Here is a 25,353-nt window from a genome sequence, read left to right as displayed (position 1 = left end):
ACTTTACCTTTAGCTGACGCGGGCCTTACGCACGCCTTCGGACAGCGCCGAGCACAGGCTCAACACGCCGTCGACAGCCTGCGCTGGCGTAGTTGCATTGGCGATGTGATCGATCAACGCCGACCCCACCACCACACCGTCAGCCAGACGCGCGATGGCCGCTGCCTGCTCCGGCGTGCGGATGCCGAAACCGATGCTGATCGGCAGATCGGTATGCCGACGCAGACGGGTTACCGCCTCTTCGACGTGCTCCAGCGTTGCAGCACCAGCACCAGTCACACCGGCCACCGACACGTAGTAAACGAAACCGGAGCTGCCATTGAGCACCTTCGGCAGACGCGCGTCGTCAGTGGTTGGCGTGGTCAAACGGATGAAGTCCAGACCGGCAGCCTGCGCCGGGTCGCACAGCTCGGCGTTGTGCTCAGGCGGCATGTCGACCACGATCAGGCCATCGACGCCGGCCTCTTTCGCCTCAGCAATGAAGCGGGGCACACCGTACATGTGGATCGGATTGAAGTAGCCCATCAACACCAGCGGCGTGTCGCTGTTGCCTTCACGGAACTCGCGAACCATTTGCAGGGTTTTCACCAGGTTCTGCTTGGCGCCCAAGGCACGGATGTTCGCCAGTTGAATCGCCGGGCCGTCGGCCATCGGATCGGTGAACGGCATGCCCAGTTCGATCACGTCGGCACCCGCGCCCGGCAAGCCTTTGAGGATAGCCAGCGAAGTGTCGTAGTCCGGATCACCGGCGGTGACGAAGGTCACCAGCGCGGCGCGGTTCTGTTCCTTGAGGTCGGCAAAACGCGTTTGCAGGCGGCTCATCAGTGTTTCTCCTGCTGGGACTGTTCCATGTGATGCATGACGGTCTGCATGTCTTTGTCGCCACGGCCGGAGAGGTTGACCACCATCAGATGGTCCTTCGGCAGCTTCGGTGCACGTTTGAAAACCTCAGCCAGAGCGTGGGCGCTTTCCAGGGCAGGAATGATCCCTTCCAGGCGGCAGCATTTGTGGAACGCGTCGAGGGCTTCGTCGTCAGTCACCGAGGTGTACTGAACACGGCCGATGTCATGCAACCACGCGTGTTCCGGGCCGATGCCTGGATAGTCGAGGCCGGCGGAAATCGAATGGGCGTCGATGATCTGGCCATCGTCGTCCTGCAGCAGGAAAGTACGGTTGCCGTGCAGTACACCCGGAACGCCGCCGTTCAGGCTCGCCGCGTGCTTGCCGGTTTCGATGCCGTAACCGGCGGCTTCAACGCCGATGATTTCCACGCTCTTGTCGTCGAGGAACGGGTGGAACAGGCCCATCGCATTGGAACCGCCACCGATGCACGCCACCAGGCTGTCCGGCAAACGACCTTCCTGAGCCTGCAACTGATCACGGGTTTCCTTGCCGATCACAGCCTGGAAGTCGCGAACCATCGCCGGGTACGGGTGCGGGCCGGCCACGGTGCCGATCAGGTAGAAGGTGCTGTCGACATTGGTCACCCAGTCACGCAGCGCTTCGTTCATCGCATCTTTCAGGGTGCCGGTGCCGGCAACCACCGGAATCACTTCAGCGCCCAGCAGCTTCATGCGGAAGACGTTGGCCTGCTGACGTTCGATGTCAGTGGTGCCCATGTAGATCACGCAGTCCAGACCGAAGCGTGCGGCGACGGTGGCAGTGGCCACACCGTGCATGCCGGCGCCGGTCTCGGCGATGATGCGTTTCTTGCCCATGCGCCGCGCCAGCAGGATCTGGCCGATGCAGTTGTTGATCTTGTGCGCGCCCGTGTGGTTCAGCTCTTCGCGCTTGAGATAAATCTTCGCGCCGCCGCAGAACTCGGTCAGGCGTTCGGCGAAATATAGCGGGCTCGGACGTCCGACGTAGTCGCGCTGGAAGTAGGCCAATTCTTCTTTGAACGCCGGATCTTCCTTGGCCGTTTCGTATTCGCGGGCCAGATCGAGGATCAACGGCATCAGGGTTTCCGCCACGTAGCGGCCACCGAACGAGCCGAACAGGCCGTTATCGTCCGGGCCGTTACGCAGATCAGAGGTGTTCGAAGTCTGGGTCATGAGTCGCTCCAGGTGAATTCGGGTCAAAAGACAATGACGACCACTCTACCCCTGACCTTCCAGGCTGAAAACCGATAAGATCGCCACAACCTGTCAGGAAAACTCACAGATATCATGAGCCATGACCTTCCCCCGCTGAACGCTTTACGCGCCTTCGAAGCCACAGCCCGACTGAACAGCGTCAGTCAGGCTGCCGAGCAGTTGCACGTCACCCATGGCGCGGTCAGTCGTCAGCTCAAGGTGCTGGAAGAGCACCTCGGCGTCAGCTTGTTCGTCAAGGACGGACGCGGCTTGAAACTCACAGATGCCGGTGTGCGGTTGCGCGATGCCAGCGGCGAGGCGTTTGATCGCTTGCGCAGTGTTTGTGCCGAGCTCACCCAAAGTACAGCCGATGCCCCGTTTGTACTCGGCTGCTCCGGAAGCTTGTTGGCGCGCTGGTTCATTCCGCGTCTGGGCCGGTTGAATGCAGATCTGCCGGATCTGCGCTTGCACCTGTCGGCGGGCGAAGGCGATCTCGATCCACGACGTCCGGGGCTGGATGCTTTGCTGGTGTTCGCCGAGCCGCCATGGCCGGCGGACATGCAGGTCTATGAATTGGCCGCAGAACGTATCGGCCCGGTGATGAGTCCGCTGTTCAGCGGTTATCGACGTTTGCAGGCCGCTCCTGCCTCGGCGCTGCTCAATGAGCCGTTGCTGCACACCACCTCGCGCCCTCAGGCCTGGCCGAGTTGGGCACAGCAAAACCACCTCGACGCAAAAGCGCTGAAGTTAGGGCAAGGTTTCGAGCATTTGTATTACTTGCTGGAAGCAGCAGTGGCAGGCCTTGGCGTGGCCATCGCGCCGGAGCCGCTGGTGACGGAAGATTTGAAGGCCGGTCGCCTGGTTGCGCCGTGGGGTTTTTGTGAAACCCCGGCGCAACTGGCGTTGTGGCTACCCAAGCGCGCCGCTGATGGACGCGCCCGGCAACTGGCGCAATGGCTCAAAAATGAGCTGCGCCAGAGCGATCACTCGCCGCGCTTGAACAGCAAGTAAGCGGCGAGCAGACCGATTGCACCGACCGCGACACCGGCGGTCGTCCACGGATGTTCTTGCGCGTAATCACGGGTGGCGATCCCGGTTTCGCGGGTTTTCACTTTGACTTCTTCATAGGCATCGCTGAGCAGGTGGCGCGAATGTTTCAGCGCGCTTTCGGCATTGCTTTTCAGCGCCTTGAGGGTTTTGCGCGACTCGTCCGAAGCGTCGTCCTTCAGGCTTTCCAACGACTTGAGCAGACTCTCGATCTCGGCTTCCATGCTTTGCAACGAGGCTTTACGTAAAGAGGTGTTGGCCATGGTGGCTCTCCTGCATTGGTGATGAGTGGCGTGTGTTGGTTGGGACTTCAGCGGTTTGAGAAAGTGCAGAAAATCTGAACTTCGCCTGCTTTGAGTCGCCGAAATCAACAGTGCAGATTCACTGCTAGTCTCAAATCCACACGCCAAGGAGATCGCCATGAGTGACCATCACACGTACAAAAAAGTCGAGCTGGTCGGTTCGTCCGCCAGCAGCATCGAAGACGCCATCAACAACGCGCTGGCCGAAGCCAACAAGAGCATCAAGCATCTTGAGTGGTTTGAAGTGGTCGACACCCGTGGCCACATCAAGGACGGCAAGGCTGCGCATTTTCAAGTAACGCTAAAAGTCGGCTTCCGCATTGCCAGTAGCTGAGTTTGGTCTAGTCTTCTGAACTTGCGCGCTGGCCGAGTGCCATAGGAATGGCAAAGCGCTACAGGGTGGCTGCATCAGGTGGATGACCTGATGCCCGCCTCTTTTAATCCGACCAGGGAGTGCGACCGATGAAGAAGTTCATGTTGGCAGTAGGTTTGTTGAGCCTTGCGGGTGGTGCGTTTGCTGCCGGTAAGCCTTGTGAAGAGCTGAAAAGCGAGATTGCGGCGAAGCTGGATGCCAAGGGCGTTTCCGGGTATTCGCTGGAGATTGTCGACAAGGCCGCTAATGGCGGCAAAGTCGTTGGCACCTGCGAAGGTGGCTCCAAGGAAATCGTCTACAAGCGCGGTTGATTGCGCCTGAAATACAAAAGCCGACGTGAAGGCGTCGGCTTTTTTGTGTCCGGGATCTGGGATTTTTGGTGGGTTTGAAATCGAACCCCCTCACCCCAGCCCTCTCCCCCAAGGGGGCGAGGGGGAAAGGGAGCAGATCGGGGTTGTTCAGAATCTGAGTACGACTCGATTTTACAGGTCGATGTCGAGCGCAAGAACACCTCAATCAGTCCCCTCTCCCTCCGGGCGGTCCGACGTTTCGGGAGGGCTAGGGTGAGGGTGCCTTTCGGCTTTTCAGCCCTTCATGACCTGCGCGAGCAGTTCGTACGAATGCACCCGATCAGCATGCTCATACAAATCACTGGTAAAAATCAGCTCATCCGCCTGAGTCTGCTCAACCAGCACTTCCAGCTTGGCGCGAATCTTCTGAGGGCTACCCACCATCGCCAGCCCAAGAAAATCCCCCACCGCCTCGCGCTCATGCGGTAGCCACAAACCGTCCATGGTTTTCACCGGCGGACGCTGCACCAGGCTCTGCCCACGCATCAGCGCCAGAATGCGCTGGTACACCGACGTCGCCAGGTAGTCGGCCTGTTCATCGGTATCCGCCGCCACCAGCGGCACACCGAGCATCACGTACGGTTTGTCGAGCACCGCCGACGGCTTGAAGTGATTGCGATAAACGCGAATCGCCTCGTGCATGAAGCGCGGGGCGAAGTGCGAGGCGAACGCGTACGGCAAACCGCGCTCACCGGCCAGTTGCGCACTGAACAGACTGGAACCGAGCAACCAGATCGGCACATTGGTGCCGGTGCCCGGCATCGCGATCACCCGCTGATCCGGCGTGCGCGGGCCAAGGTAGCGAACTAGTTCGGCAACGTCTTCGGGGAAATCGTCAGCGCTGCCGGAGCGTTCACGGCGCAAGGCACGGGCGGTCATCTGGTCGGACCCCGGCGCGCGCCCCAGGCCGAGGTCGATCCGGCCCGGATACAGACTTTCCAGCGTGCCGAACTGCTCGGCGATCACCAGCGGCGCGTGATTGGGCAGCATCACGCCGCCGGAGCCGACACGAATGGTCGACGTGCCGCCCGCCAGATAACCGAGCAGCACTGACGTCGCCGAGCTGGCGATGCCGTCCATGTTGTGGTGTTCCGCCACCCAAAACCGCGTGTAGCCGAACTTCTCGACATACTGCGCCAAATCCAGCGAGTTGCGCAGCGATTGCGCCGGGCTGCCGTTCTCGCGCACGGGCACCAGATCGAGGGTGGAAAATTTTACGTCGGACAGTTGCTTCATAAACCTGCGTCTCCGAGTGAGGAGGCAGGTTTTTCTTGCAAACGAAAACCTGCCAAATCCATAAGCGTGTTTTGTGCAATGAGGGCATATACCCGAGTTTCAATAGCAGCGATGAAATTTCCTACTAAAAAAGTCAACGATTCACCCGGGCTGAACTTTGTTCCGACGTCTATCCTCAGAAGCCTTGCAAGCAAAACCACGACGGCGCGGCGTTTCCGCGTCAGATCTTGAGGAGGCAGACATGGCTATCGTGAAGAAAGCATCCGCACATTGGGCAGGCGATCTGAAAACCGGCATCGGCTCGATTTCCACCGAAACCGGTGTCCTCAGAGAAGCACCCTACGGCTTCAAGGCCCGCTTCGAGGGCGGTAAAGGCACCAACCCGGAGGAACTGATCGGCGCTGCACATGCCGGTTGTTTCTCCATGGCGTTCTCGATGATTCTCGGCGATGCGGGCCTGACGGCTGAAAGCATCGACACTCAAGCTGAAGTGACCCTTGATCAGGTAGAGGGTGGTTTCGCGATCACCGCGGTGAAGCTGATCCTCAAGGCAAAAATCCCGGGGGCGACGCAGGCGCAGTTCGATGAACTGAGCAAAAAGGCCAAGGAAGGGTGCCCGGTGTCGAAAGTGCTGAATGCGCAGATCAGCCTGGAAGCAACGCTGGTCAGCTGATCGCGCGCGATCCAGTCACAGCAACATAATCCCTGTGGGAGCTGGCTTGCCAGCGATAGCGGTGTATCTGGCGACCTCAATGGTCGCTGTGCCGACGCCATCGCTGGTAAGCCAGCTCCCACAGGTTTTTGGGGGCACCTCATTATTTCGTCAACTCCTCCACACATCTTGTGAGCGAAGTCAGAACTCGTTTTGTGGAAATATGGTCGAATACACGACAGCAGCTTCAGCGCACGCCCGTGCGCGCTGCCTCAGGGAGCTTCACTCATGAAACGTATTGGCTTGGCGATCCTTTGCAGTGCACTGGCCACCTCGGTAGTCGCAGCACCGAAAGACTGCGAAGAACTGAGAAAAGAAATCGAAATCAAGATCCAGGCCAAAGCCGTGCCCTCGTACACGCTGGAAATCGTCAGCAAGGAAGAGGCGGCCAAACACGACATCGCCATGGTGGTGGGTTCGTGTGAGAACGGCACCAAAGCAATCATCTATCAGAAGAACGACTCCTGATAACGCCTACGGCACGCAGTTGATCTGCCGTTCTTCGGCAACGATCTGCCCCTGACGATTGATCAGCCGGGCGCTTGGCGTGAAGGCCAGCGACCGGGCTTCAAGGCGGTAGCGTTGCCCGGCTTCGAAATGATCGTAACGCACGGTCATGTAACACAGCCGTTCCTGCGGGTCGGTATCCATGCCCTGGCCGCCGCCGAAGATCTCGAAATCAAAGCGAACCGTCAGCTCATGACTGCCCGGCGCGACCTGAAAAAAGCGCCCGTCCTGCAGGCGCACATTGTCCAGCCGTTCCGCCATCAGCACTTTGCCACCGGGTGTCGGCATCGCAAAGTCGACCCAGGCTTTGCCGGGATCCGCCGCTGGCAGCGGGCTCTGGCAGCCGGCAAGCAGACTTGCAGCGAGCAATAACGTCAACCTGCGCATGATCAAATGTCCTGTGATTTGGACATCCAGCATAACGCCGATCAGGTCTTCTGACAGCCCGCCGGCGTGCCCTGCCCCACCACGTTGCGCTGCTCATCATAAAGCCTGGCCCATGGCCGGAAACCGATGCTGCCCGCCTGCAATTGGTAACGCTGACCGGCATTGAAATCCTTGAATTTCACGTTCATCCGGCAATCACGCCACAGCGGTTCGGCGTCGGGGCCGATGTTGGTGGCGTCGACCGGAAACTGATAGCGCACCGTCAACTCATGGCTGCCGGGCTGCACCTCGAAGTAACGTTTATCGACGGCCTCGCGGCTATCGACCTTCAGCGCTTGCAACGCCGTGTCCTGCTGTCGGGCGTCAAGATCAATCCAGGCTTGCGAAGGGTCCGGATCGGGCATTGCGAAATGGGCACAACCGGCCAGCGTCAGCAGGCCTCCCGTCAGCATCAACATGCGCATAGCGGTGCTCCTTAAGGCGGGATAGTCTTGCGAGCAGACTCTCCGGGGGATTTCTTATTTTGATCAGGCCGTTTCCAAGCCATGGGTTACTTGATCGCGTTTTTCGGGTTTTGTTTCCGGGTGTGATGTTTTTGTTGCTCAACGGTTGCGCCAGCGTCAGCTATTACGGCCAGTTGGCCAGCGGTCAGTTGCAATTGCTGCGGGCGCGCGAGCCAGTGGAAAAGGTCATTGCCGACCCCAACCGCGACGCGACGTTACGTGCGCACCTGAGCCAATCGCAAAAGGCCCGTGCATTCGCCAGCGAGCATCTGCACTTGCCGGATAACCAGAGCTATCGCCTGTACGCCGACATCCATCGACCGTATGTGGTGTGGAATGTGTTCGCCACCCAGGAATTCTCCCTGACGCCGCAAAACCACTGCTTCCCGATTGCCGGGTGCGTGGCTTATCGCGGCTACTACAGCCAGAGCGCGGCGCGCGGTGAGGCCGCGATTCAGCGTTTGCAGGGCATGGACGTGTCGATTGGCGGTGTCGAGGCCTACTCGACACTCGGCTGGTTCAATGACCCGATCCTCAATTCGATGATGGGCTGGGGCGACGAGCGTCTGGCCACGTTGATCTTTCACGAACTGGCGCATCAGCGCGTTTATGTGAAGGACGACACCGAATTCAACGAATCCTTTGCCACGTTCGTCGAGCAGGAAGGCACGCGACAGTGGCGGGCGTTTCGTGGGTTGCCGGCGGACACCGATTCGCGGCTCAAACAACGCGATCAGTTTATTGAGTTGGTGCTCGAAACCCGTTCCCGGTTGGAGAAGCTGTATGCACAGCCATTACCGGCGGAGCAGATGCGCGAACGCAAAGCGGCAGAGTTCGAACGGTTTCGCCGGGATTATCGGCTGATGAAAGACAGCCAGTGGGCCGGGGACAAGCGTTATGACGCCTGGGTGAATGCGCCGCTGAACAATGCACGGTTGCTGCCGTTTGGGCTGTATGACCAGTGGGTACCGGCGTTTGCGGCGTTGTTTAAACAGGTCGGGGGGGATTGGCTGAGATTTTATGCGGAGGTTGAACGGTTGGGTGGGTTGCCGGTGACTGAGCGTAAAGCGGCACTGAAAGCATTGGCAGATGATGAGATATCAGTGGCTGATCTGGCCTCATCGCTGGCAAGCCAGCTCCCACAGGGACAGCGGTGAGCCTGAGCACATCGCTCACCTGTGGGAGCTGGCTTGCTGATCAGCGCCGCAGAAACGCCTGATGCAACTCATCCAGCGTTTCAAAGTGATAAGCCGGCGCCTCGGCACTCAGCTCTTCAAAACTGCCAAACCCATAGCCCACCGCCGCCGCATCCAGGCCATTGCTGCGCGCCCCGATCAGATCGTGCTTACGGTCGCCGATCATCAGCGTATTCGCAGGATCCAGCCCTTCTTCCTTGATCAGATGCGCAATCAGCTCAACCTTGTTGGTCCGCGTGCCATCCAGTTCGCTGCCGTAAATCACCTTGAAGTGCCGGGCAAAATCAAAATGCCGGGCGATCTCGCGGGCGAATATCCACGGTTTGGACGTCGCGATATACAGCTGCCGACCTTGGCCACCGAGGGTTTCCAGCAACGGTGTGACGCCATCAAACACGTGGTTCTCGTACAGGCCAGTGACCTTGAAACGCTCGCGATAGAAATTCACCGCTTCCCACGCCTTGGCCTCATCAAAGTCATAGAACTGCATGAACGCCTGCAACAGCGGCGGGCCGATGAAGTGTTCGAGCTTGGTCAGATCCGGTTCATCGATGCCGAGCTTGGCCAAGGCAAACTGAATGGAACGGGTGATGCCCTCACGCGGGTCGGTGAGGGTGCCATCGAGGTCGAACAGTACGGTTTGGTAATGCATGGGAATTCCTGGGCAGTCGCCAATTTCGATTCAGAGTGTGTCGTAGCCTTCGGCCAGATGCAGATCCTTGAGCTTTACGTAATTGGCGGCGCTGTAGGTGAAGAAGGCGCGTTCCTTGTCGCTCAGCGGGCGAACCTGTTTCACCGGGCTACCGACATACAGGAAGCCGCTTTCAAGGCGCTTGCCCGGCGGCACCAGGCTGCCGGCGCCGATGATCACGTCGTCTTCAACCACCGCGCCGTCCATGACGATGCTGCCCATGCCGATCAGCACGCGGCTGCCGACGCTGCAGCCATGCAGCATGACTTTGTGGGCGATGGTCACGTCGTCGCCAATCAGCAGCGGGAAGCCGTCGGGGTTGAACGGGCCGGCGTGGGTGATGTGCAACACGCAGCCGTCCTGCACGCTGGTGCGCGCACCGATGCGGATGCGGTGCATGTCGCCGCGGATCACGGTCAGCGGCCAGACGGAGCTGTCTTCGCCGATTTCGACGTCGCCGATCACCACCGCCGAGCCGTCGACAAACGCGCCTTTGCAAAGGCTGGGGGTGTGATTCTGGTACTTGCGAACGGACACGATAATTTCTCTCTCTGTCGCCGATAGCTGCGGATGATGCCGATTGTAATTAAGATGGGGCAATGTTTCCCCAGCCAAGGTGCCAACCGTGAGCGTGAACAACCCTCTGCTGCAGTCCTATGACCTGCCACCGTTCTCCACGATCCGTGCCGAACACGTCCTGCCCGCCATTGAAACCATCCTGGCCGACAACCGCGCCGCGATCGCCGAAATCCTCAAGACTCAGGTTCAGAACCCGACCTGGGCCGGCCTGGTCCTGGCGATGGACGAGCTCAATGATCGCCTCGGCGCTGCCTGGAGCCCGGTCAGCCACCTCAACGCCGTGTGCAACAGCGCCGAACTGCGCGAGGCCTACGAGTCGTGCCTGCCAGCCTTGAGCGCCTACTCCACCGAGATGGGCCAGAACCGCGAGCTGTTCCAGGCGTTTGAAGCGCTGGCCAACAGCCCGGAAGCCGCCAGTTTCGACGTGGCGCAGAAGACGATTCTGGAACACGCCCTGCGTGACTTCCGTCTGTCGGGTATCGACCTGCCGGAAGCCGAGCAGAAACGCTATGCGGAAGTGCAGAGCAAACTCTCCGAGCTCGGCAGCCGCTTCTCCAACCAACTGCTCGACGCCACTCAGGCGTGGACCAAGCACGTCACCGACGAAGCCGCCCTCGCCGGCCTGACCGATTCGGCCAAGGCGCAAATGGCCGCCGCTGCTCAGGCCAAAGGCCTCGATGGCTGGCTGATCACCCTGGAATTCCCGAGCTACTACGCGGTAATGACCTACGCGCAAGACCGCGCACTGCGTGAAGAAGTCTACGCCGCCTACTGCACTCGCGCCTCGGATCAAGGCCCGAACGCCGGCCAGAACGACAACGGCCCGGTGATGGAAGAAATCCTCGACCTGCGTCAGGAACTCGCCAAATTGTTGGGCTTCGCCAGTTTCTCCGAGCTGAGCCTGGCGACGAAAATGGCCGAGTCCAGCGATCAGGTGCTGAGCTTCCTGCGCGATCTGGCCAAGCGCAGCAAGCCGTTCGCCGCACAGGATCTGCAACAGCTGCGCGCTTACGCCGCCGAACAGGGCTGCGCCGATCTGCAAAGCTGGGACAGCGGTTTCTACGGCGAAAAGCTGCGTGAACAACGTTACAGCGTCGCCCAGGAAACCCTGCGCGCCTACTTCCCGATCGACAAAGTGCTGGGCGGTCTGTTCGCCATCGTGCAACGTCTGTACGGCATCGAAATCGCTGAACAGAAAGGTTTCGACTCCTGGCACCCGGACGTGCGCCTGTTCGAAATCAAGGAAAACGGCCAGCACGTCGGCCGCTTCTTCTTCGACCTCTATGCCCGCGCCAACAAGCGTGGCGGGGCGTGGATGGACGGCGCCCGCGACCGTCGTCGTACCGTCGACGGCGTGCTGCAAAGCCCGGTGGCCAATCTGGTGTGCAACTTCACCCCGGCCGACAGCGGCAAGCCTGCGCTGCTGACCCACGATGAGGTGACCACGCTGTTCCACGAGTTCGGTCATGGCCTGCATCACCTGCTGACCCGCGTTGATCACGCCGGTGTTTCCGGGATCAACGGCGTGGCGTGGGATGCGGTCGAGCTGCCAAGCCAGTTCATGGAAAACTGGTGCTGGGAACCGGAAGGTCTCGCGCTGATTTCCGGTCATTACGAAAGCGGTGAGCCGCTGCCGCAGGACCTGCTGGAAAAAATGCTCGCAGCGAAAAACTTCCAGTCCGGCCTGATGATGGTCCGTCAGCTGGAGTTCTCGCTGTTCGACTTCGAACTGCACGCCACCCACGGCGACGGCCGCAGCGTGGCGCAAGTGCTCGAAGGTGTGCGTGACGAAGTGTCGGTGATGCGTCCGCCGGCCTACAACCGCTTCCCGAACAGCTTCGCGCACATCTTCGCCGGCGGTTACGCGGCGGGTTACTACAGCTACAAGTGGGCTGAAGTGTTGTCGGCGGATGCCTTCTCGAAGTTTGAGGAAGACGGCGTGCTCAACGCAGAAACCGGTCGCGCCTTCCGCGAAGCGATTCTGGCGCGCGGCGGTTCGCAGGCACCGATGGTGCTGTTCGTCGACTTCCGTGGCCGTGAGCCGTCGATTGACGCACTGTTGCGCCACAGCGGCCTGAGTGAGGACGCGGCAGCATGAGTGACGGCCCTGTGATTACCAAGAAGCGCTTTATCGCCGGGGCGGTCTGCCCGGCGTGCAGCGAGCCGGACAAGTTGATGATGTGGAACGAAGACAGCGTGCCGCACCGTGAATGTGTGGCTTGCGGCTACTCCGACACGCTCAACGAACAAGGGCTGTCGGTGCCAAAAGAGCTGGGCACGCGGGTCAATACCAGCGTGCTGAACAAACCTGCACCGGACAAGTCCGTGCAGGCGGTGCAGTTCTTTCCGAATCCGAAGCTGAAGAAAAAGCCCGACGAGCAACATTAAATCGTAACCGCCTTGCACTGAATCCCTGGTGCAAGGCGTTAGCTATTTACCGCTTCCCCCTCGTCCTTCCCCCGTAGGCTGAGCTTTTCAGCCTACGGTCAAGGAAGACGCCATGCCCCCTACCAATCCCCTGCTGCAACATTGGATCCTGCCAGTCTGGTGCGCAGTGCGCGCCGAGCACCTGGCGCCCGCGATCGATGCCATCGTGACCGATAACCAGCGAATCATCGCCGAAGTGATCGCCAGTCAGACCGACCACCCCAACTGGGATGATCTGGTGCTGGCCATGGACGCCGCCGATGCGCGGCTGACCGAAACCATGGCCATCATTGACCTGCTCTCGACGGTCAAGCCTGACGATGTCGACTGGATAGAACAAAGTGCCCTGTGCAGCATTAAAGCTGCGCGCTATCGGGCGCAGAAATCTGCCAATCAAGACCTCTATCGCGCTTACCAGCGTTTACAGAACAGTTCGATTGCAGCCAGTTTCGATAACGATCGCCAAGCCTCTCTGGCCAAGACCCTGCGCGCATTGCGCCTGTCGGGCATCGATTTGCCTGCCGAGCAGCAACAGCAACTGGCCAAGGTGAACCGCGACATCAATCACCAGGAGCAAATGTTTCTGACTAACCTGGAGCGCGCCAGCGCCGCCTGGAGCAAACAGATTGCCGAGGAGGCGCTACTCGACGGCCTGTCCGCTGCCTTCAAGGAACATCTGGCACTCAATGCGCGCCGTGCCGGGCAGAGCGGCTGGTTGCTGACGCTGAATCGAAACACCTTCGAAAACCTCATGAAACATGCGCGCAACCGCAATTTGCGTGAAGAGTATTTCGCCGCGTACTGCACACGGGCATCCGATCAGGGCTCGCATGCCCAGCAGTTCAACAATGATCCCGTCCTGAAGAAGTTGCTTGCACTACGTCATGAAAAAGCCCGGTTGCTGGGCTTTGGCAATTTTGCACAACTGCGGCTTTCCACGCATATGGCCGCCTCGCCTGACCAGGTCGAGTATTTTCTGCACCAGCAGATCGCGCAAAACAGTGTCGCGCTGGGCCAGGACACGCAGGCCCTGCAGGCGTTTGCCGCGACTCAAGGGATCAACGAACTGCACGCCTGGGATCACGCGTTTTTTGCCGAGCAATTACGCCAGCAACGTTCGCAACACACACTCAAAGGCCTGCGCCAGTATTTTCCGCTGGAACAGACGTTGCGCCGATTCTGTCGGTACAACGAACACCTGTTCGGCATCAGGTTTACGGAGCAGAACGATCTCAAGCATTGGCATGATCAGGTGCAATTGCTGCAAGTCAGCGAATTCGGACAAGTCATCGGATACATCTACATTGACCCGTTCCACCGCGAGGACGCGGCGGACTTTGCCTGGACCAACACCCTGCGCAATCGCCGCATCAATGCCGAAGGTCGCCCGACCCTGCCGATTGCCGTACTTCACTGCAATTTTCCGCGCGCCACGGCTGAGCATCCTTGCCTGCTATCGCACCGAGATCTGCGGGTGTTATTCCATGAATTCGGCCACTGCCTGCAACAAGTGCTGACCCGCTCCCCCCACCATAACCTGTCCGGAATTTCTCAACTGGGGCGTGATACAGGGGAGTTCGCCGGGCAACTCTACGAACAATTCGCCATGTCCGCCGAGCTGCTGCTGTGGTTGTCCGGCCATTATCAAAGCGGTGAGCCTTTGAGCAGTGGGCGCCTGGCATCGGCGCTGGTAGCCATCGCCGCTCACACCAGTCGCGATACCGCGATGTTGCTGCAGGGCGCATTACTCGATCTTGAATTGCACCGCAGCGCGCAGGCTGACCGTAGCATTCAAGCGTGCTTTGAAGCAGTGCAGCAGAAAATACCCGCGCTGCAACTGCCCGCCTATTGCCGCTTGGCAAACAGTTTTGATTACCTGGTGACCGGTTACGAAGCCTCGGTCTACGCCTACAAATGGTCCGGCGTCCTGGCGACTGAAGCGTTCAAACGCATTGCACGCGACGGCGTGTTCAATTCGCAGACGGGCCGCGATTTGCGTGAAGCGTTCTTCTCCGGTGATGCCGCGTTGTTGCCGAGTGCGCTGCAAACCTTTCTCGGCCAACCGCTGCGCGCTGATCTTTTCGCGCCGGTGCCGAAGTGAAGCGCCGAGTTATTCGACGTTGGCCGATTTAAACCAGCTCTTCATCGAGCAAGTGGCGAACGCGCTGGTACTGCAATCACCATTGGCCAGCGCCGTGCGCAGCTTGTCGACATCGGCCTGCATCACGTAGCGCACGCTGTCGCGAAAGTGCCCGCTCTCGCCAAAACCGCCTTGGGTCATCTCGCTCAAGGCGTCTTCTTTGCTCCAGCCCTGCACGACCACACGATACATCGCGGCCATCAGGCCAGTGCGGTCGGACCCGTGCTTGCAATGCATGAGCACCGGCCCATTGGCTTCGGCAGCCTGGATCGCCCGCAGGGTTTTCAGCACATCGGCGTCGTCGACATGGTTAGTGCGATAGGGCAATTGCACTTGATTGATGCCCGGCTCCGACAGCCAGTCGCTGTCCGCTTCCGGGAGGAAGTTGATCACCGTGGCGACTTTGAGATTTTTCAGCAATGGCACCGCGCCGCCATCGGGCAAGGCGCTGCGATAAAGCGTCGGTGACATCTGGAACAGGTTGTATTGCACTTCGACCGGTTGCGCCCATTCCGTCGGACGAACAGTCGTTGCCGTCGCGGCCTGGGCGGGCATCCAGGGCAACAGCGCCATAAGCGACAAACACAAAGCAGGAAACAAACGCACTCGGGACATGCTGAGGTGACCGTGTCGGGATTCATCGATGAGAGGAGCCGCAGCTTCGATGTTTAGCGGTCAAAGCCCCGTGAGGCATTTGTCAAAGAATCGTGAATCCGCGCTGTTTCATCGATTTCATCGGTAAAAACCGGGCTTTTTTCCGCTGAATCGGTTCATCCGGAAGCTTAGCCTGCTACCATTTGTCACACGATGTTGCAGACGCGTCCCCTTTTCCCGGGTCATCCGGCCACGTCGCGACGAAAAATCCTCAAGCCGTTCGCAGAAACGGTTACTCCTGATGCCTGATGAGGTGCACCCCATGTCTGATGAAAGTCGAGACAACCCGCGGCGTGATTTTTTGCGCAAATCCCTGACCCTGATCCCGGTGGTCACCCTGGCCGGCACCAGTCTGGGCAGCAGCGTCCTGCAAGCCGCGCCTGAAGCAGCACCGGCAGCGCCCGCGCCGCAGCCGGTTCGCGCGAATGCCGGCGCTTATCAGCCGAGCTACTTCACCGCCGAAGAATGGGCGTTCATCAATGCCGCCGTCGCGCAATTGATCCCCAACGATGCCCAAGGCCCGGGCGCGCTCGAAGCCGGTGTGCCGGAATACATCGACCGTCAGATGAACACGCCTTATGCCGCCGGAGCCCTCTGGTATATGCAAGGCCCGTTCAACGCCGACGCCGCGCCCGAGATGGGCTGGCAGAGCAAACTGGTACCCAAAGAGATCTATCGCCTCGGCATCGCCGCCACGGATCAGTGGGCAAAAGCCCTCAACGGTAAAGTATTTGCTGAGCAAGACAGCGCTACCCGAGACGATTTGCTCAAGCAACTCGAAGCCGGAAAACCGCAATTCGACTCGGTTCCAGCGAAGATTTTCTTCAACCTGCTACTGCAAAACACCAAGGAAGGGTTCTTCTGCGACCCGATCCACGGTGGCAACAAAGGCATGGTCGGCTGGACCATGATCGGCTTCCCCGGCGCCCGCGCCGATTTCATGGATTGGGTGGAACGCAACGAGCAATACCCCTTCCCGGCAGTGTCGATTCGCGGCGAGAGGGCGTAAGCATGGCAACGGTAATGAAGAAGGTTGACGCAGTCATCGTCGGTTTCGGCTGGACGGGCGCGATCATGGCCAAGGAGCTGACCGAAGCGGGCCTCAACGTGCTGGCGCTGGAGCGCGGGCCGATGCAGGACACCTACCCCGACGGCAACTATCCACAGGTGATCGACGAACTCACCTACAGCGTGCGGAAAAAACTCTTTCAGGACATCTCCAAAGAGACCGTCACCATCCGTCATAGCGTCAACGACATTGCTCTGCCGAACCGCCAGTTGGGCGCGTTCCTGCCGGGCAACGGCGTCGGCGGCGCCGGTTTGCACTGGTCGGGCGTGCACTTCCGCGTCGATCCGATCGAGTTGCGCATGCGCAGCCATTACGAAGAACGCTACGGCAAAAGCTTTATCCCCAAGGACATGACCATCCAGGACTTCGGCGTCAGCTATGAAGAGCTGGAACCGTTCTTCGATTTCGCCGAGAAAGTCTTCGGTACCTCCGGCCAGGCCTGGACCGTGAAAGGCCAACTGGTCGGTCAGGGCAAGGGTGGCAACCCCTACGCGCCGGATCGTTCCAACCCGTTCCCGCTGGAAGCGCAGAAGAACACGGTGTCCGCACAGCTGTTCGGCAAAGCGGCTACAGAGGTCGGTTACAAACCCTACAACCTGCCGTCCGCAAATACCTCCGGGCCTTACACCAACCCTTACGGCGCACAAATGGGGCCGTGCAACTTCTGCGGTTTCTGCAGCGGTTATGTTTGCTACATGTACTCCAAGGCTTCGCCGAACGTGAACATTCTGCCGGCGCTGAAACCGCTGCCGAATTTCGAACTGCGCGCCAACGCCCACGTGCTGCGCATCAACCTCGACAGCACCAAAAGCAAAGCCACCGGCGTGACCTACATCGACGCGCAGGGTCGCGAGATCGAGCAACCGGCGGATCTGGTGATCCTCGGCGCTTTCCAGTTGCACAACGTGCGCCTGATGCTGCTCTCCGGGATCGGCAAACCGTACGACCCGATCACTGGCGAAGGCGTGGTCGGGCGTAACTTCGCCTACCAGAACATGGCGACCATCAAGGCGTTCTTCGACAAGGACACCCACACCAACAACTTCATCGGCGCCGGCGGCAACGGCGTGGCGCTGGACGATTTCAACGCCGACAACTTCGACCACGGCCCGCACGGCTTCGTCGGCGGCTCGCCGATGTGGGTCAACCAGGCTGGCAGTCGGCCGATTGCCGGCACTTCGAACCCGCCGGGCACCCCGGCCTGGGGCAGTGACTGGAAACGCGCGACCGCCGATTACTACACCCACCAGGTGTCGATGGACGCCCACGGCGCGCATCAGTCCTACCGTGGCAACTACCTCGATCTCGATCCGGTGTACCGCGATGCCTACGGCTTGCCGCTGCTGCGGATGACCTTCGACTGGCAGGAAAACGACATCAAGATGAACCGCTTCATGGTCGAGAAAATGGGCAAGGTCGCCGAAGCGATGGGCCCGAAAGCCATTGCGGTGATCGGCAAGAAAGTCGGCGACCACTTCAATACAGCGTCGTACCAGACCACCCACCTCAATGGTGGCGCGATCATGGGCACCGATCCGAAGAAGAGCGCGCTGAACCGCTACTTGCAGAGCTGGGACGTGCACAACGTCTTCGTCCCGGGCGCCTCGGCCTTCCCGCAGGGCCTGGGCTACAACCCGACCGGGCTGGTTGCTGCGCTGACCTATTGGTCGGCGAAGGCGATCCGCGAGCAATACCTGAAAAACCCCGGCCCGCTGGTTCAGGCTTAAGGAGCGATGACCATGAAAAATCTCGTTATCGCGACTTTGGCACTGCTCGGCAGTGCCTCGATCCATGCGGCTGAAGTTGATCAAGCGTTGATCAAACAAGGCGAATACCTTGCCCGCGCCGGTGACTGTGTGGCCTGCCACACTGCCAAGGGCGGCAAACCGTTCGCCGGTGGCCTGCCGATGGAAACCCCGATCGGCACGATTTACTCAACCAACATCACCCCGGACAAGACCGGCGTCGGTGATTACAGCTTCGCCGACTTCGATCAGGCCGTGCGTCATGGCGTCGCCAAAAACGGCAGTACGTTGTACCCGGCGATGCCGTATCCGTCCTACGCGCGTGTCAGCGAAACCGACATGCAAGCGTTGTACGCGTACTTCATGCACGGCGTAGAACCGGTGGCGCAAGAGAACAAGGCCAGTGACATTCCGTGGCCGTTGAGTATGCGCTGGCCGCTGATGGGCTGGCGCTGGATGTTTGCGCCGAAGGTCGAGGACTACAAAGCGACAAGTACCGACCCGGTGATCGATCGTGGCGCGTATCTGGTCGAAGGCCTCGGCCATTGCGGTGCCTGCCATACGCCTCGCGCCCTGACCATGCAGGAAAAATCCCTCAGTGCAGCCGACGGCAGTCACTTCCTCGCCGGCAGCGCGCCGCTGGAAGGCTGGATCGCCAAGAGCCTGCGCGGCGATCACAAGGATGGCCTCGGCGGCTGGAGCGAGGAGCAACTGGTGCAATTCCTCAAGACCGGGCGCAGCGATCGCAGCGCGGTGTTCGGCGGCATGAGCGATGTGGTTACCCACAGCATGCAGTACATGACCGATGCCGACCTCACGGCGATTGCCCGCTACCTGAAATCGCTGCCGGCCACTGATCCAAACGATCAACCGCACCAGTACGACGAGAAAGCCGCCAAAGCCTTATGGAACGGGGACGACAGTCAACGCGGCGCTGCGGTGTACATCGACAACTGCGCGGCGTGCCACCGCACCGATGGCCACGGTTACACCCGCGTATTCCCGGCGCTGGCGGGCAATCCGGTGCTGCAATCGGAAGACCCGACTTCGCTGATCCACATCGTGCTCAAGGGCGGCACGTTGCCGGCGACGCACACCGCGCCTTCCACCTTCACCATGCCGGGTTTTGCCTGGCGTTTGTCGGATCAGGAAGTGGCGGATGTGGTGAGTTTTATTCGTGGCAGTTGGGGCAACAAGGGTGCGCCGGTGAAGGCTGCCGATGTCGCCAGCTTGCGCAAGAATGATATGCAGACCACGTCCGGCGATGACCTGGGACAGGTCACCACGCATAACTGACTGTTGGAGTGCCTGGCACGTTGATGCAGCATGAGTTTTTTGTGCTGTATCAGCGGTACCTGGGAAAACCTCTACTACTGTCGGAGCTGAACGGGTGTATATCCGAACAGCCGATAAAGATTCCACCACGTTCCGACCTCGACACTGTGAATGCATACACCTGTCAACTCTGACAGTAGCCGTAATTTGTGGTCTGAATTACCGTCCAAAGTGACGCAATTCAAATCTTGAGATTGCGCAGGCATGGAGCAAATTACATGAGTTATTCAGTCGTGGTTGAGTTTAAGGACACTAATACAGACGGCAAGCAAGAGGCTGTAATTTCCCGTTATAACAATGGCTATACGAATAATCTCAAGCCTGATGTAACAGTCACGGCTTATACCAACGACCAGGGGGAGTACGACCGCGCCGCAGGGGTGGATGATGTGGAGGGAGATGACGGGGTCGACGAATATGATACGGACACCTACACCGTCGCGGCGGGGCTTGCCTCGAAGTTGGCGGGTTTGAGTACTGTGGGCGAAGGTCGCTTGTACAGTTGCATCCTTATATCGTCCGACAGTGAAGCGAAAACGGTTAAACCGACATACGTGAATATTGATCTGTTTAAAGTTTCAAATATTGATCTGTCCCATCCCGACGCCAACGTGAAGTTAAAGATCAACGCCACAGGCTTTTATAAAGTGGAAGATACATTGGAGGGTTACGGAGAATTCAACATCGATGCGGATGGTGATGACGACTCTGATGCCAATGACAAACTGATTTTCGTCAATATCGCGAATTCGTTTGTTTCAATGAGAAACTTCGCTGAATGAACACGTTGCGAACTTGAGTTAACTGCTTCGTCAAAATGCATTGGCTGGCACCATATGACCCTGCATAAATCATTTATGCAGGGTTTTTTTGTACCGGATACAGCGCAGTAAATTTTCCGTTATGGATTAACAATACTTACATAAGCCTTGGCCAGCGCAATCAACTTCGCCTTGTCATCGTTATCAATATCGCCATCACCGTCTACATCTTTCTTGTTGGTGCGAACAGTGAATGTCTTGCCACGGTCGCTGGACACTGCCACCACGTAGAGCGAGTCGACCAGCGCCTCGGTGGGCAGCTCTTGCTCGGCGTTCCAGCCCAGCTCCTTGCGCGCAAGTTGCATCGAAACAATGGTATTGGGCTCCGATGCATTGGGCAGCATCATTTGCATAAAGACGCCACGCTGATTGAGATAAGACATGAATTAACTCCTTTTAATTAGTTATCAGGCAAGTGCCGATGGAACTCGCCAAGACTATATTCGATAACTTGTCGCGACAACGGGATATATGTATCTCGGGTTGTACTTAGACTTTGCACCTAAATATAAACTTTACCCTTCAGAAAATATCCCATCGCTGAACGGTACTGGATCACGCCCGCCATGCTCATGTACTGTATGTATATACAGATCAGGAGCCTGCCCAATGATCAATCCTCTCCCTCCACGCGGTCGCGGCACCGCGACCAATCCGCACAATCGGTTCGCGCCGAGCCGCTCGGTGGCGGAGGATGACGGCTGGTATCAAGAAGTGCCTGAGACCCAAGGCACCGAGGTGACGATCGAAACGGCTAAAACCATCATCACCCGCAACACCTCACCGGATCTGCCCTTCGATCGTTCGATCAACCCCTATCGCGGCTGCGAACACGGCTGCATCTATTGCTATGCGCGGCCCAGCCACGCCTATTGGGACATGTCGCCCGGGCTGGATTTCGAAACGAAGCTGATCGCCAAGACCAACGCCGCTCAGGTGCTGGAAGAACAGTTGAGCAAACGCGGCTATCAATGCGCGCCGATCAATCTGGGCTCCAACACCGATCCGTACCAGCCAATCGAGCGCGAACACAAAATCACCCGGCAGACCCTCGAAGTGCTGCTGCGCTATAAGCACCCGGTGACCATCGTCACCAAGGGCTCGCTGATTCTGCGCGATCTCGATCTGCTCACCGAATTGGCGCAACAACGGCTGGTGGCGGTGATGATCAGCCTGACCACCCTGGACGACGAACTCAAACGCATCCTCGAGCCGCGCGCCGCTGCGCCCAAAGCGCGGTTACGCGCGATCCGGGTGATGCGCGAAGCCGGCATTCCGGTCGGCGTGCTGTGTTCGCCGATGATTCCGATGATCAACGACAGCGAGATCGAAAATCTGCTTAACGAAGCCCACGCGGCCGGAGCACAAAGCGCTGCCTATATGATGCTGCGTCTGCCGCTGGAAGTGGCGCCGCTCTTTGAAGAGTGGCTTCAGGCGCACTATCCGCAACGCGCCGCCCATGTGCTCAGCCTGATCCGCCAGAGCCGGGGCGGTGAGCTCTACGACAGCCGTTTTGGTGCACGCATGCGCGGCGAAGGGGTGTTTGCCGACCTGCTCGCACAACGTTTCGCCAAGGCCATCAAGCGTCTGGGCATGAATCACCGCGAAGGCTACAACCTCGATTGCACTGCCTTCTGTCCGCCGGGTCGCCAGATGTCGTTGATTTAGCGACAATTAGCCTATGGTTGAGGGGTTGGAATCCTTCCGCCGATAGCCCTCAGTCACGTTTTTTGTGACCTGGAACACACGTGCTAGAGCGTTTGATTCAGTTTGAGTTAAGTTTCGGCGGCTACCTTGTTCATCGAGTGACTGACGGGTCGGGATGGCCCGGATGTTTAAACAGCCACTGGCTTCATACCGGAATACATGGGAACGACTCCCCTAATCCGCCAAAGAGGATGAATCATGAGTGACAAGGATAAACAGCCGTTGGCTGCGTCGGCGCAAACCCCTGAAGCGGAATCCGCCGATGCAGCGCTGCGACAGATCGTAGACGGCTTTTTGCATTTTCATCATGAGGTCTTCCCACAGCAGGAAGAGCTCTTCAAGAAACTTGCCACGGCCCAGGCGCCCAAGGCGATGTTCATCACCTGCGCCGACTCGCGCATCGTCCCCGAGCTGATTACTCACAGCTCGCCCGGCGATCTGTTCGTGACCCGTAACGTCGGCAACGTCGTGCCGCCTTACGGGCAGATGAACGGCGGCGTTTCCACCGCGATCGAATACGCGGTACTGGCGCTCGGCGTGCAGCACATCATCATCTGCGGCCACTCCGATTGCGGCGCCATGCGTGCGGTGCTCAATCCCGACAGCCTGGAAAAAATGCCGACCGTCAAAGCCTGGCTGCGCCACGCTGAAGTCGCGAAAACCATGGTGCATGAAAACTGTAACTGCGCCGACGAAAAAGAAAGCATGCCGATCCTCACCGAGGAAAACGTCATCGCCCAACTGCAGCACTTGCGTACCCATCCTTCGGTAGCCTCGCGCATGGCGAACGGTCATCTGTTCATCCATGGCTGGGTCTACGACATCGAAACCAGCGAAATCAAAGCTTACGACGCGGATCAGGGACGTTTCCTGCCGCTCGACGGCAGCCATCCGATTCCGGTGGCGACGCCTAAAGCGCGCTTCTAAATCCTCCTAAACATCTGTGTGGTTTGACGCCGGTCGCTGATTCAGCGACCCGGCCTCGCCATGCCTGAAGAAAACTTCGGGAGAATCGCCATGCGTGCGGCTCAATTGAAAGCGGTGTTGCCACGGGAGCTGCTCGCTTCAGTGGTTGTGTTTCTGGTCGCCCTGCCGCTGTGCATGGGTATTGCGATCGCCTCAGGGTTGCCGCCGGCCAAAGGGCTGATCACCGGGATCATCGGTGGTCTGGTGGTCGGCTGGCTGGCGGGGTCGCCGTTGCAGGTCAGCGGGCCGGCGGCGGGTCTGGCGGTGTTGGTGTTCGAACTGGTGCGCCAGCACGGCATCGAGATGCTCGGGCCGATTCTGCTGCTTGCCGGGTTTCTGCAACTGGTGGCCGGGCGCTTGAAGCTTGGTTGCTGGTTTCGGGTCACGGCGCCAGCGGTGGTGTACGGAATGCTGGCGGGGATTGGCGTATTGATCGTGCTGTCGCAGGTGCATGTGATGCTCGATGCGTCACCGAAGCCCTCTGGCCTGGATAACCTCACGGCGTTCCCGGCAGCAGTGGCGCAGGCCTTGCCGTCGTTCGGCTGGCAGGCCGGGCTGTTGGGGCTGTCGACGATTGCGGTGATGTGGTTGTGGGAAAAATTTCGCCCACATTCGTTGCGCTTCGTTCCGGGTGCGTTGCTCGGTGTGGGTCTGGCGACCGGAGCAAGTCTGTTGCTCGCTTTGCAGGTGAAGCGCGTTGAAGTGCCGGCGAATCTGGCGGAAGCCATCGATTGGCTGAAGCCTGCAGACCTGCTCAGTCTGGCCGACCCGACGCTGCTGATCGCCGCCTTCGCCGTGGCGTTTATCGCCAGCGCGGAAACCCTGCTGTCCGCCGCAGCGGTGGATCGCATGCACAGTGGCGTGCGTTCGGACTTCGACCGTGAACTGTCGGCGCAAGGGGTCGGCAACATGCTCTGCGGTCTGCTCGGCGCGCTGCCGATGACCGGGGTGATCGTGCGCAGTTCGGCCAATGTCCAGGCCGGCGCGACCACGCGTTACTCGACGATCTTCCATGGCCTGTGGCTGCTGGCGTTCGTGCTGTTGCTGTCGAGTGTGCTGCAAAGCATTCCGGTGGCGAGTCTGGCCGGCGTGTTGGTTTATACGGGTTTCAAACTGGTCGACCTGAAAGCCTTTCGCGGCTTGAGTCGTTATGGGCGGATGCCGATGTTCACCTACGCGGCGACGGCGCTGGCGATCATCTTCACTGACCTGCTGACTGGCGTGCTGATCGGCTTCGGTCTGACGATGTTGAAACTGGCGTTCAAGGCTTCGCGTTTGAAGATCAGCCTGATCGATTTGCCGCAGGACGGCGAGATGGAGTTGCGGCTGGTCGGTGCGGCGACATTCCTCAAGGTGCCGGCGCTGACGCAAGTGCTGGGCAGTATTCCGCAAGGGACGACGGTGCATGTGCCGCTGAACAATCTGAGCTACATCGACCATTCGTGTCTGGAGTTGCTGGAGGAATGGGGCCGGGCGAATGCGGCCAAGGGCTCGAAACTGTTGATCGAGTCGCGCGGGTTGAAGCGCAGGCTTGAAGGCAGGGTGCGGACCAATACCGGAATCGGCGCGGCCGGCTAAATCTCCCCGCCTGGACACAAACCCTGTGGGAGCTGGCTTGCCAGCGATGACGGAGTATCAGTCACTGACCATGCTGACTGATCCACCGCTATCGCTGGCAAGCCAGCTCCCACAGGTGTTGAAGTGTTTCCGGGTTACGCAGCGGGCTGGTCGAGCTCCAGGCCCACACCCAATCGACGGCCCATGCACGGCCAGCGTTTCCACGCGGCGCCGGTATCCGGGCTGCTGAGTTTTTCCCGATAAACCTCTACCGATTCCAGTGCAAAACTCTCGTCGTTGAGCATCTCGTCGATCGCGTGATGCACCGCTTCGTCCAGTTGGTTGGCAAATTCCTCACCGATCAATTGGTGAGCAATCAAGTTGGCGACCGTCATGTCCAGGGGGATCAGTGGCTGGCCGAAATGCTTGATGTACAGGTCGTTGACCTCTTCGACAAAACGGTGCGCCAGATAGGCTTCGTCGAGCAGGCTGTCCAGGCCAACGTGCCCGGCCATGATCGCCGGCGGCTGGAGGAAATACTGCTCGGCGATTTTCAGCACCGGTTTGATCTGCGATTCGATTCCCGCTTCCCTGGCAACTTCATTGGCTGCATCCAGCAGGTCTGGCACTTCATCGATATAGGCGGCGACAAAACGCGTCAGCACACCATTGGCGTCGGCTTCCGGCAATTGGATCGCCGGGTGTAAATGAGGCAGCTTGCTTTCCAGCTGACGGGTCAGCAGGCCGGTTTCTTTCTCGTGTTGTTGGGCTTTTTGGATCTGCTCGCGCAATGCGGCGGTGTTCATGAAAACTCCAGGAAACAAGGCAATGAAATAGGGAAGACATAACTTAGCTGGCTTACGAAAAATGCTAAGACGCATTTGTCATAATTATTTCATCCTTGATGCACCTGCGTTATATCGATTTGCCACCACTCGTCTGCATCCTTCTCCATTCCTGCCCTTGAATGCAAG

Annotated in this window: 27 protein-coding genes; 16 read left to right on the top strand and 11 right to left on the bottom strand. The window is 59.1% G+C overall.

Going from position 1 to position 25,353, the window contains the following annotated elements; all coding sequences use genetic code 11:
• Nucleotides 1-9: 9 nt before the first annotated feature.
• Nucleotides 10-822: a tryptophan synthase subunit alpha gene (gene trpA, locus WA225_RS18935; protein ID WP_122842066.1), complete on the bottom strand. Its 813-nt coding sequence runs from the start codon at nucleotides 820-822 to the stop codon at nucleotides 10-12.
• A complete protein-coding gene (gene trpB, locus WA225_RS18930) occupies nucleotides 822-2,054 on the bottom strand; it encodes a tryptophan synthase subunit beta (RefSeq protein WP_160054568.1) in 1,233 nt (410 codons plus the stop codon). Before trpB ends, trpA begins: the two co-directional genes overlap by 1 nt.
• Nucleotides 2,055-2,168: 114 nt before the next feature.
• Here trpB and WA225_RS18925 point away from each other — a divergent pair, with 114 nt between their 5' ends.
• Nucleotides 2,169-3,086: a LysR family transcriptional regulator gene (locus WA225_RS18925; protein ID WP_422609106.1), complete on the top strand. Its 918-nt coding sequence runs from the start codon at nucleotides 2,169-2,171 to the stop codon at nucleotides 3,084-3,086.
• Here the strand turns inward: WA225_RS18925 and WA225_RS18920 are convergent.
• Nucleotides 3,059-3,385, bottom strand: coding sequence for a DUF883 family protein (locus tag WA225_RS18920; RefSeq protein ID WP_007911686.1), 327 nt, complete (start codon nucleotides 3,383-3,385; stop codon nucleotides 3,059-3,061). The genes WA225_RS18925 and WA225_RS18920 overlap by 28 nt on opposite strands.
• A 157-nt stretch (nucleotides 3,386-3,542) precedes the next feature.
• Here WA225_RS18920 and WA225_RS18915 point away from each other — a divergent pair, with 157 nt between their 5' ends.
• Entirely contained in the window at nucleotides 3,543-3,758 is a 216-nt protein-coding gene (locus WA225_RS18915) for a dodecin (RefSeq protein WP_007911688.1), read from the top strand.
• Between the two features lie 128 nt (nucleotides 3,759-3,886).
• On the top strand, nucleotides 3,887-4,108 hold the full coding sequence (locus tag WA225_RS18910) for a DUF1161 domain-containing protein (RefSeq protein WP_422609105.1): 222 nt from the start codon (nucleotides 3,887-3,889) through the stop codon (nucleotides 4,106-4,108).
• 273 nt (nucleotides 4,109-4,381) lie between these two features.
• Here the strand turns inward: WA225_RS18910 and WA225_RS18905 are convergent, their stop codons facing one another.
• The gene (locus WA225_RS18905) at nucleotides 4,382-5,383 is read right to left on the bottom strand and encodes an LLM class flavin-dependent oxidoreductase (protein ID WP_422609104.1); all 1,002 of its coding nucleotides are present in this window, start codon (nucleotides 5,381-5,383) and stop codon (nucleotides 4,382-4,384) included.
• Between the two features lie 241 nt (nucleotides 5,384-5,624).
• Here WA225_RS18905 and WA225_RS18900 point away from each other — a divergent pair, with 241 nt between their 5' ends.
• Both WA225_RS18900 and WA225_RS18895 read left to right on the top strand, forming a co-directional pair.
• Nucleotides 5,625-6,056: an OsmC family protein gene (locus tag WA225_RS18900; protein WP_422609103.1), complete on the top strand. Its 432-nt coding sequence runs from the start codon at nucleotides 5,625-5,627 to the stop codon at nucleotides 6,054-6,056.
• Between the two features lie 267 nt (nucleotides 6,057-6,323).
• Nucleotides 6,324-6,563, top strand: a complete 240-nt coding sequence (locus WA225_RS18895) for a DUF1161 domain-containing protein (RefSeq protein WP_008081158.1) — start codon at nucleotides 6,324-6,326, stop codon at nucleotides 6,561-6,563.
• A 6-nt stretch (nucleotides 6,564-6,569) separates the two neighbouring features.
• On the opposite strand, the gene WA225_RS18890 is transcribed toward WA225_RS18895, so the two are convergent.
• Nucleotides 6,570-6,989, bottom strand: a complete 420-nt coding sequence (locus WA225_RS18890; protein WP_422609102.1) for a hypothetical protein — start codon at nucleotides 6,987-6,989, stop codon at nucleotides 6,570-6,572.
• A gap of 41 nt (nucleotides 6,990-7,030) precedes the next feature.
• Nucleotides 7,031-7,453, bottom strand: a complete 423-nt coding sequence (locus tag WA225_RS18885) for a hypothetical protein (RefSeq protein WP_422609101.1) — start codon at nucleotides 7,451-7,453, stop codon at nucleotides 7,031-7,033.
• Nucleotides 7,454-7,512: 59 nt separating this feature from the next.
• Here WA225_RS18885 and WA225_RS18880 point away from each other — a divergent pair, with 59 nt between their 5' ends.
• On the top strand, nucleotides 7,513-8,649 hold the full coding sequence (locus WA225_RS18880) for an aminopeptidase (RefSeq protein ID WP_422609100.1): 1,137 nt from the start codon (nucleotides 7,513-7,515) through the stop codon (nucleotides 8,647-8,649).
• A gap of 40 nt (nucleotides 8,650-8,689) precedes the next feature.
• Here the strand turns inward: WA225_RS18880 and WA225_RS18875 are convergent, their stop codons facing one another.
• The gene (locus WA225_RS18875) at nucleotides 8,690-9,340 is read right to left on the bottom strand and encodes an HAD family hydrolase (protein ID WP_422609099.1); all 651 of its coding nucleotides are present in this window, start codon (nucleotides 9,338-9,340) and stop codon (nucleotides 8,690-8,692) included.
• A gap of 30 nt (nucleotides 9,341-9,370) precedes the next feature.
• Entirely contained in the window at nucleotides 9,371-9,916 is a 546-nt protein-coding gene (locus WA225_RS18870) for a gamma carbonic anhydrase family protein (RefSeq protein WP_422609098.1), read from the bottom strand.
• 88 nt (nucleotides 9,917-10,004) lie between these two features.
• Here WA225_RS18870 and prlC point away from each other — a divergent pair, with 88 nt between their 5' ends.
• The 3 genes from prlC to WA225_RS18855 all read left to right on the top strand — a co-directional run bounded on the left by prlC (nucleotide 10,005) and on the right by WA225_RS18855 (nucleotide 14,486).
• Complete coding sequence (gene prlC / locus WA225_RS18865; protein WP_422609097.1) at nucleotides 10,005-12,056, top strand: oligopeptidase A; 2,052 nt, start codon at nucleotides 10,005-10,007, stop codon at nucleotides 12,054-12,056.
• The gene (locus WA225_RS18860; protein ID WP_422609096.1) at nucleotides 12,053-12,346 is read left to right on the top strand and encodes a YheV family putative zinc ribbon protein; all 294 of its coding nucleotides are present in this window, start codon (nucleotides 12,053-12,055) and stop codon (nucleotides 12,344-12,346) included. The genes prlC and WA225_RS18860 overlap by 4 nt, the downstream gene beginning before the upstream one ends.
• A gap of 112 nt (nucleotides 12,347-12,458) precedes the next feature.
• Entirely contained in the window at nucleotides 12,459-14,486 is a 2,028-nt protein-coding gene (locus WA225_RS18855; RefSeq protein ID WP_422609095.1) for a M3 family metallopeptidase, read from the top strand.
• 9 nt (nucleotides 14,487-14,495) lie between these two features.
• Here the strand turns inward: WA225_RS18855 and WA225_RS18850 are convergent, their stop codons facing one another.
• Nucleotides 14,496-15,140 carry a dual specificity protein phosphatase family protein gene (locus WA225_RS18850; protein WP_422609094.1) on the bottom strand — a complete coding sequence of 215 codons (645 nt, stop codon included), beginning with the start codon at nucleotides 15,138-15,140 and terminating at the stop codon, nucleotides 14,496-14,498.
• Nucleotides 15,141-15,441: 301 nt separating this feature from the next.
• Here WA225_RS18850 and WA225_RS18845 point away from each other — a divergent pair, with 301 nt between their 5' ends.
• The 4 genes from WA225_RS18845 (at nucleotide 15,442) to WA225_RS18830 (ending at nucleotide 20,110) form a co-directional block, all read left to right on the top strand.
• Nucleotides 15,442-16,188: a gluconate 2-dehydrogenase subunit 3 family protein gene (locus WA225_RS18845; protein WP_422609093.1), complete on the top strand. Its 747-nt coding sequence runs from the start codon at nucleotides 15,442-15,444 to the stop codon at nucleotides 16,186-16,188.
• Nucleotides 16,189-16,190: 2 nt separating this feature from the next.
• Entirely contained in the window at nucleotides 16,191-17,975 is a 1,785-nt protein-coding gene (locus WA225_RS18840) for a GMC family oxidoreductase (protein WP_108224866.1), read from the top strand.
• A 12-nt stretch (nucleotides 17,976-17,987) separates the two neighbouring features.
• The gene (locus tag WA225_RS18835; RefSeq protein ID WP_422609092.1) at nucleotides 17,988-19,289 is read left to right on the top strand and encodes a c-type cytochrome; all 1,302 of its coding nucleotides are present in this window, start codon (nucleotides 17,988-17,990) and stop codon (nucleotides 19,287-19,289) included.
• Between the two features lie 257 nt (nucleotides 19,290-19,546).
• Nucleotides 19,547-20,110, top strand: coding sequence for a hypothetical protein (locus WA225_RS18830; protein WP_422609091.1), 564 nt, complete (start codon nucleotides 19,547-19,549; stop codon nucleotides 20,108-20,110).
• A gap of 119 nt (nucleotides 20,111-20,229) precedes the next feature.
• Here WA225_RS18830 and WA225_RS18825 read toward each other — a convergent pair whose 3' ends face one another.
• Nucleotides 20,230-20,532 (bottom strand): hypothetical protein, encoded by a 303-nt coding sequence (locus WA225_RS18825; RefSeq protein WP_422609090.1) that lies wholly within the window; start codon nucleotides 20,530-20,532, stop codon nucleotides 20,230-20,232.
• Nucleotides 20,533-20,758: 226 nt separating this feature from the next.
• On the opposite strand from WA225_RS18825, the gene WA225_RS18820 reads away from it, so the two are divergent.
• The 3 genes from WA225_RS18820 to WA225_RS18810 all read left to right on the top strand — a co-directional run bounded on the left by WA225_RS18820 (nucleotide 20,759) and on the right by WA225_RS18810 (nucleotide 24,400).
• Complete coding sequence (locus WA225_RS18820) at nucleotides 20,759-21,817, top strand: PA0069 family radical SAM protein (protein ID WP_422609089.1); 1,059 nt, start codon at nucleotides 20,759-20,761, stop codon at nucleotides 21,815-21,817.
• Between the two features lie 237 nt (nucleotides 21,818-22,054).
• Nucleotides 22,055-22,783: a carbonic anhydrase gene (locus tag WA225_RS18815; RefSeq protein ID WP_007911720.1), complete on the top strand. Its 729-nt coding sequence runs from the start codon at nucleotides 22,055-22,057 to the stop codon at nucleotides 22,781-22,783.
• A 90-nt stretch (nucleotides 22,784-22,873) separates the two neighbouring features.
• Entirely contained in the window at nucleotides 22,874-24,400 is a 1,527-nt protein-coding gene (locus tag WA225_RS18810; protein ID WP_422609088.1) for a SulP family inorganic anion transporter, read from the top strand.
• A gap of 134 nt (nucleotides 24,401-24,534) precedes the next feature.
• Here WA225_RS18810 and WA225_RS18805 read toward each other — a convergent pair whose 3' ends face one another.
• Nucleotides 24,535-25,185 carry a hypothetical protein gene (locus WA225_RS18805; protein ID WP_095119633.1) on the bottom strand — a complete coding sequence of 217 codons (651 nt, stop codon included), beginning with the start codon at nucleotides 25,183-25,185 and terminating at the stop codon, nucleotides 24,535-24,537.
• Between the last annotated feature and the right edge of the window lie 168 nt (nucleotides 25,186-25,353).

Origin of the sequence: Pseudomonas sp., from assembly GCF_049300855.1 — a bacterium.
In the GTDB taxonomy this organism is placed as follows: domain Bacteria; phylum Pseudomonadota; class Gammaproteobacteria; order Pseudomonadales; family Pseudomonadaceae; genus Aquipseudomonas.
The sequence above is the reverse complement of the archived record's forward strand: the minus strand, read 5'-3'. Positions and strand labels throughout refer to the sequence as shown.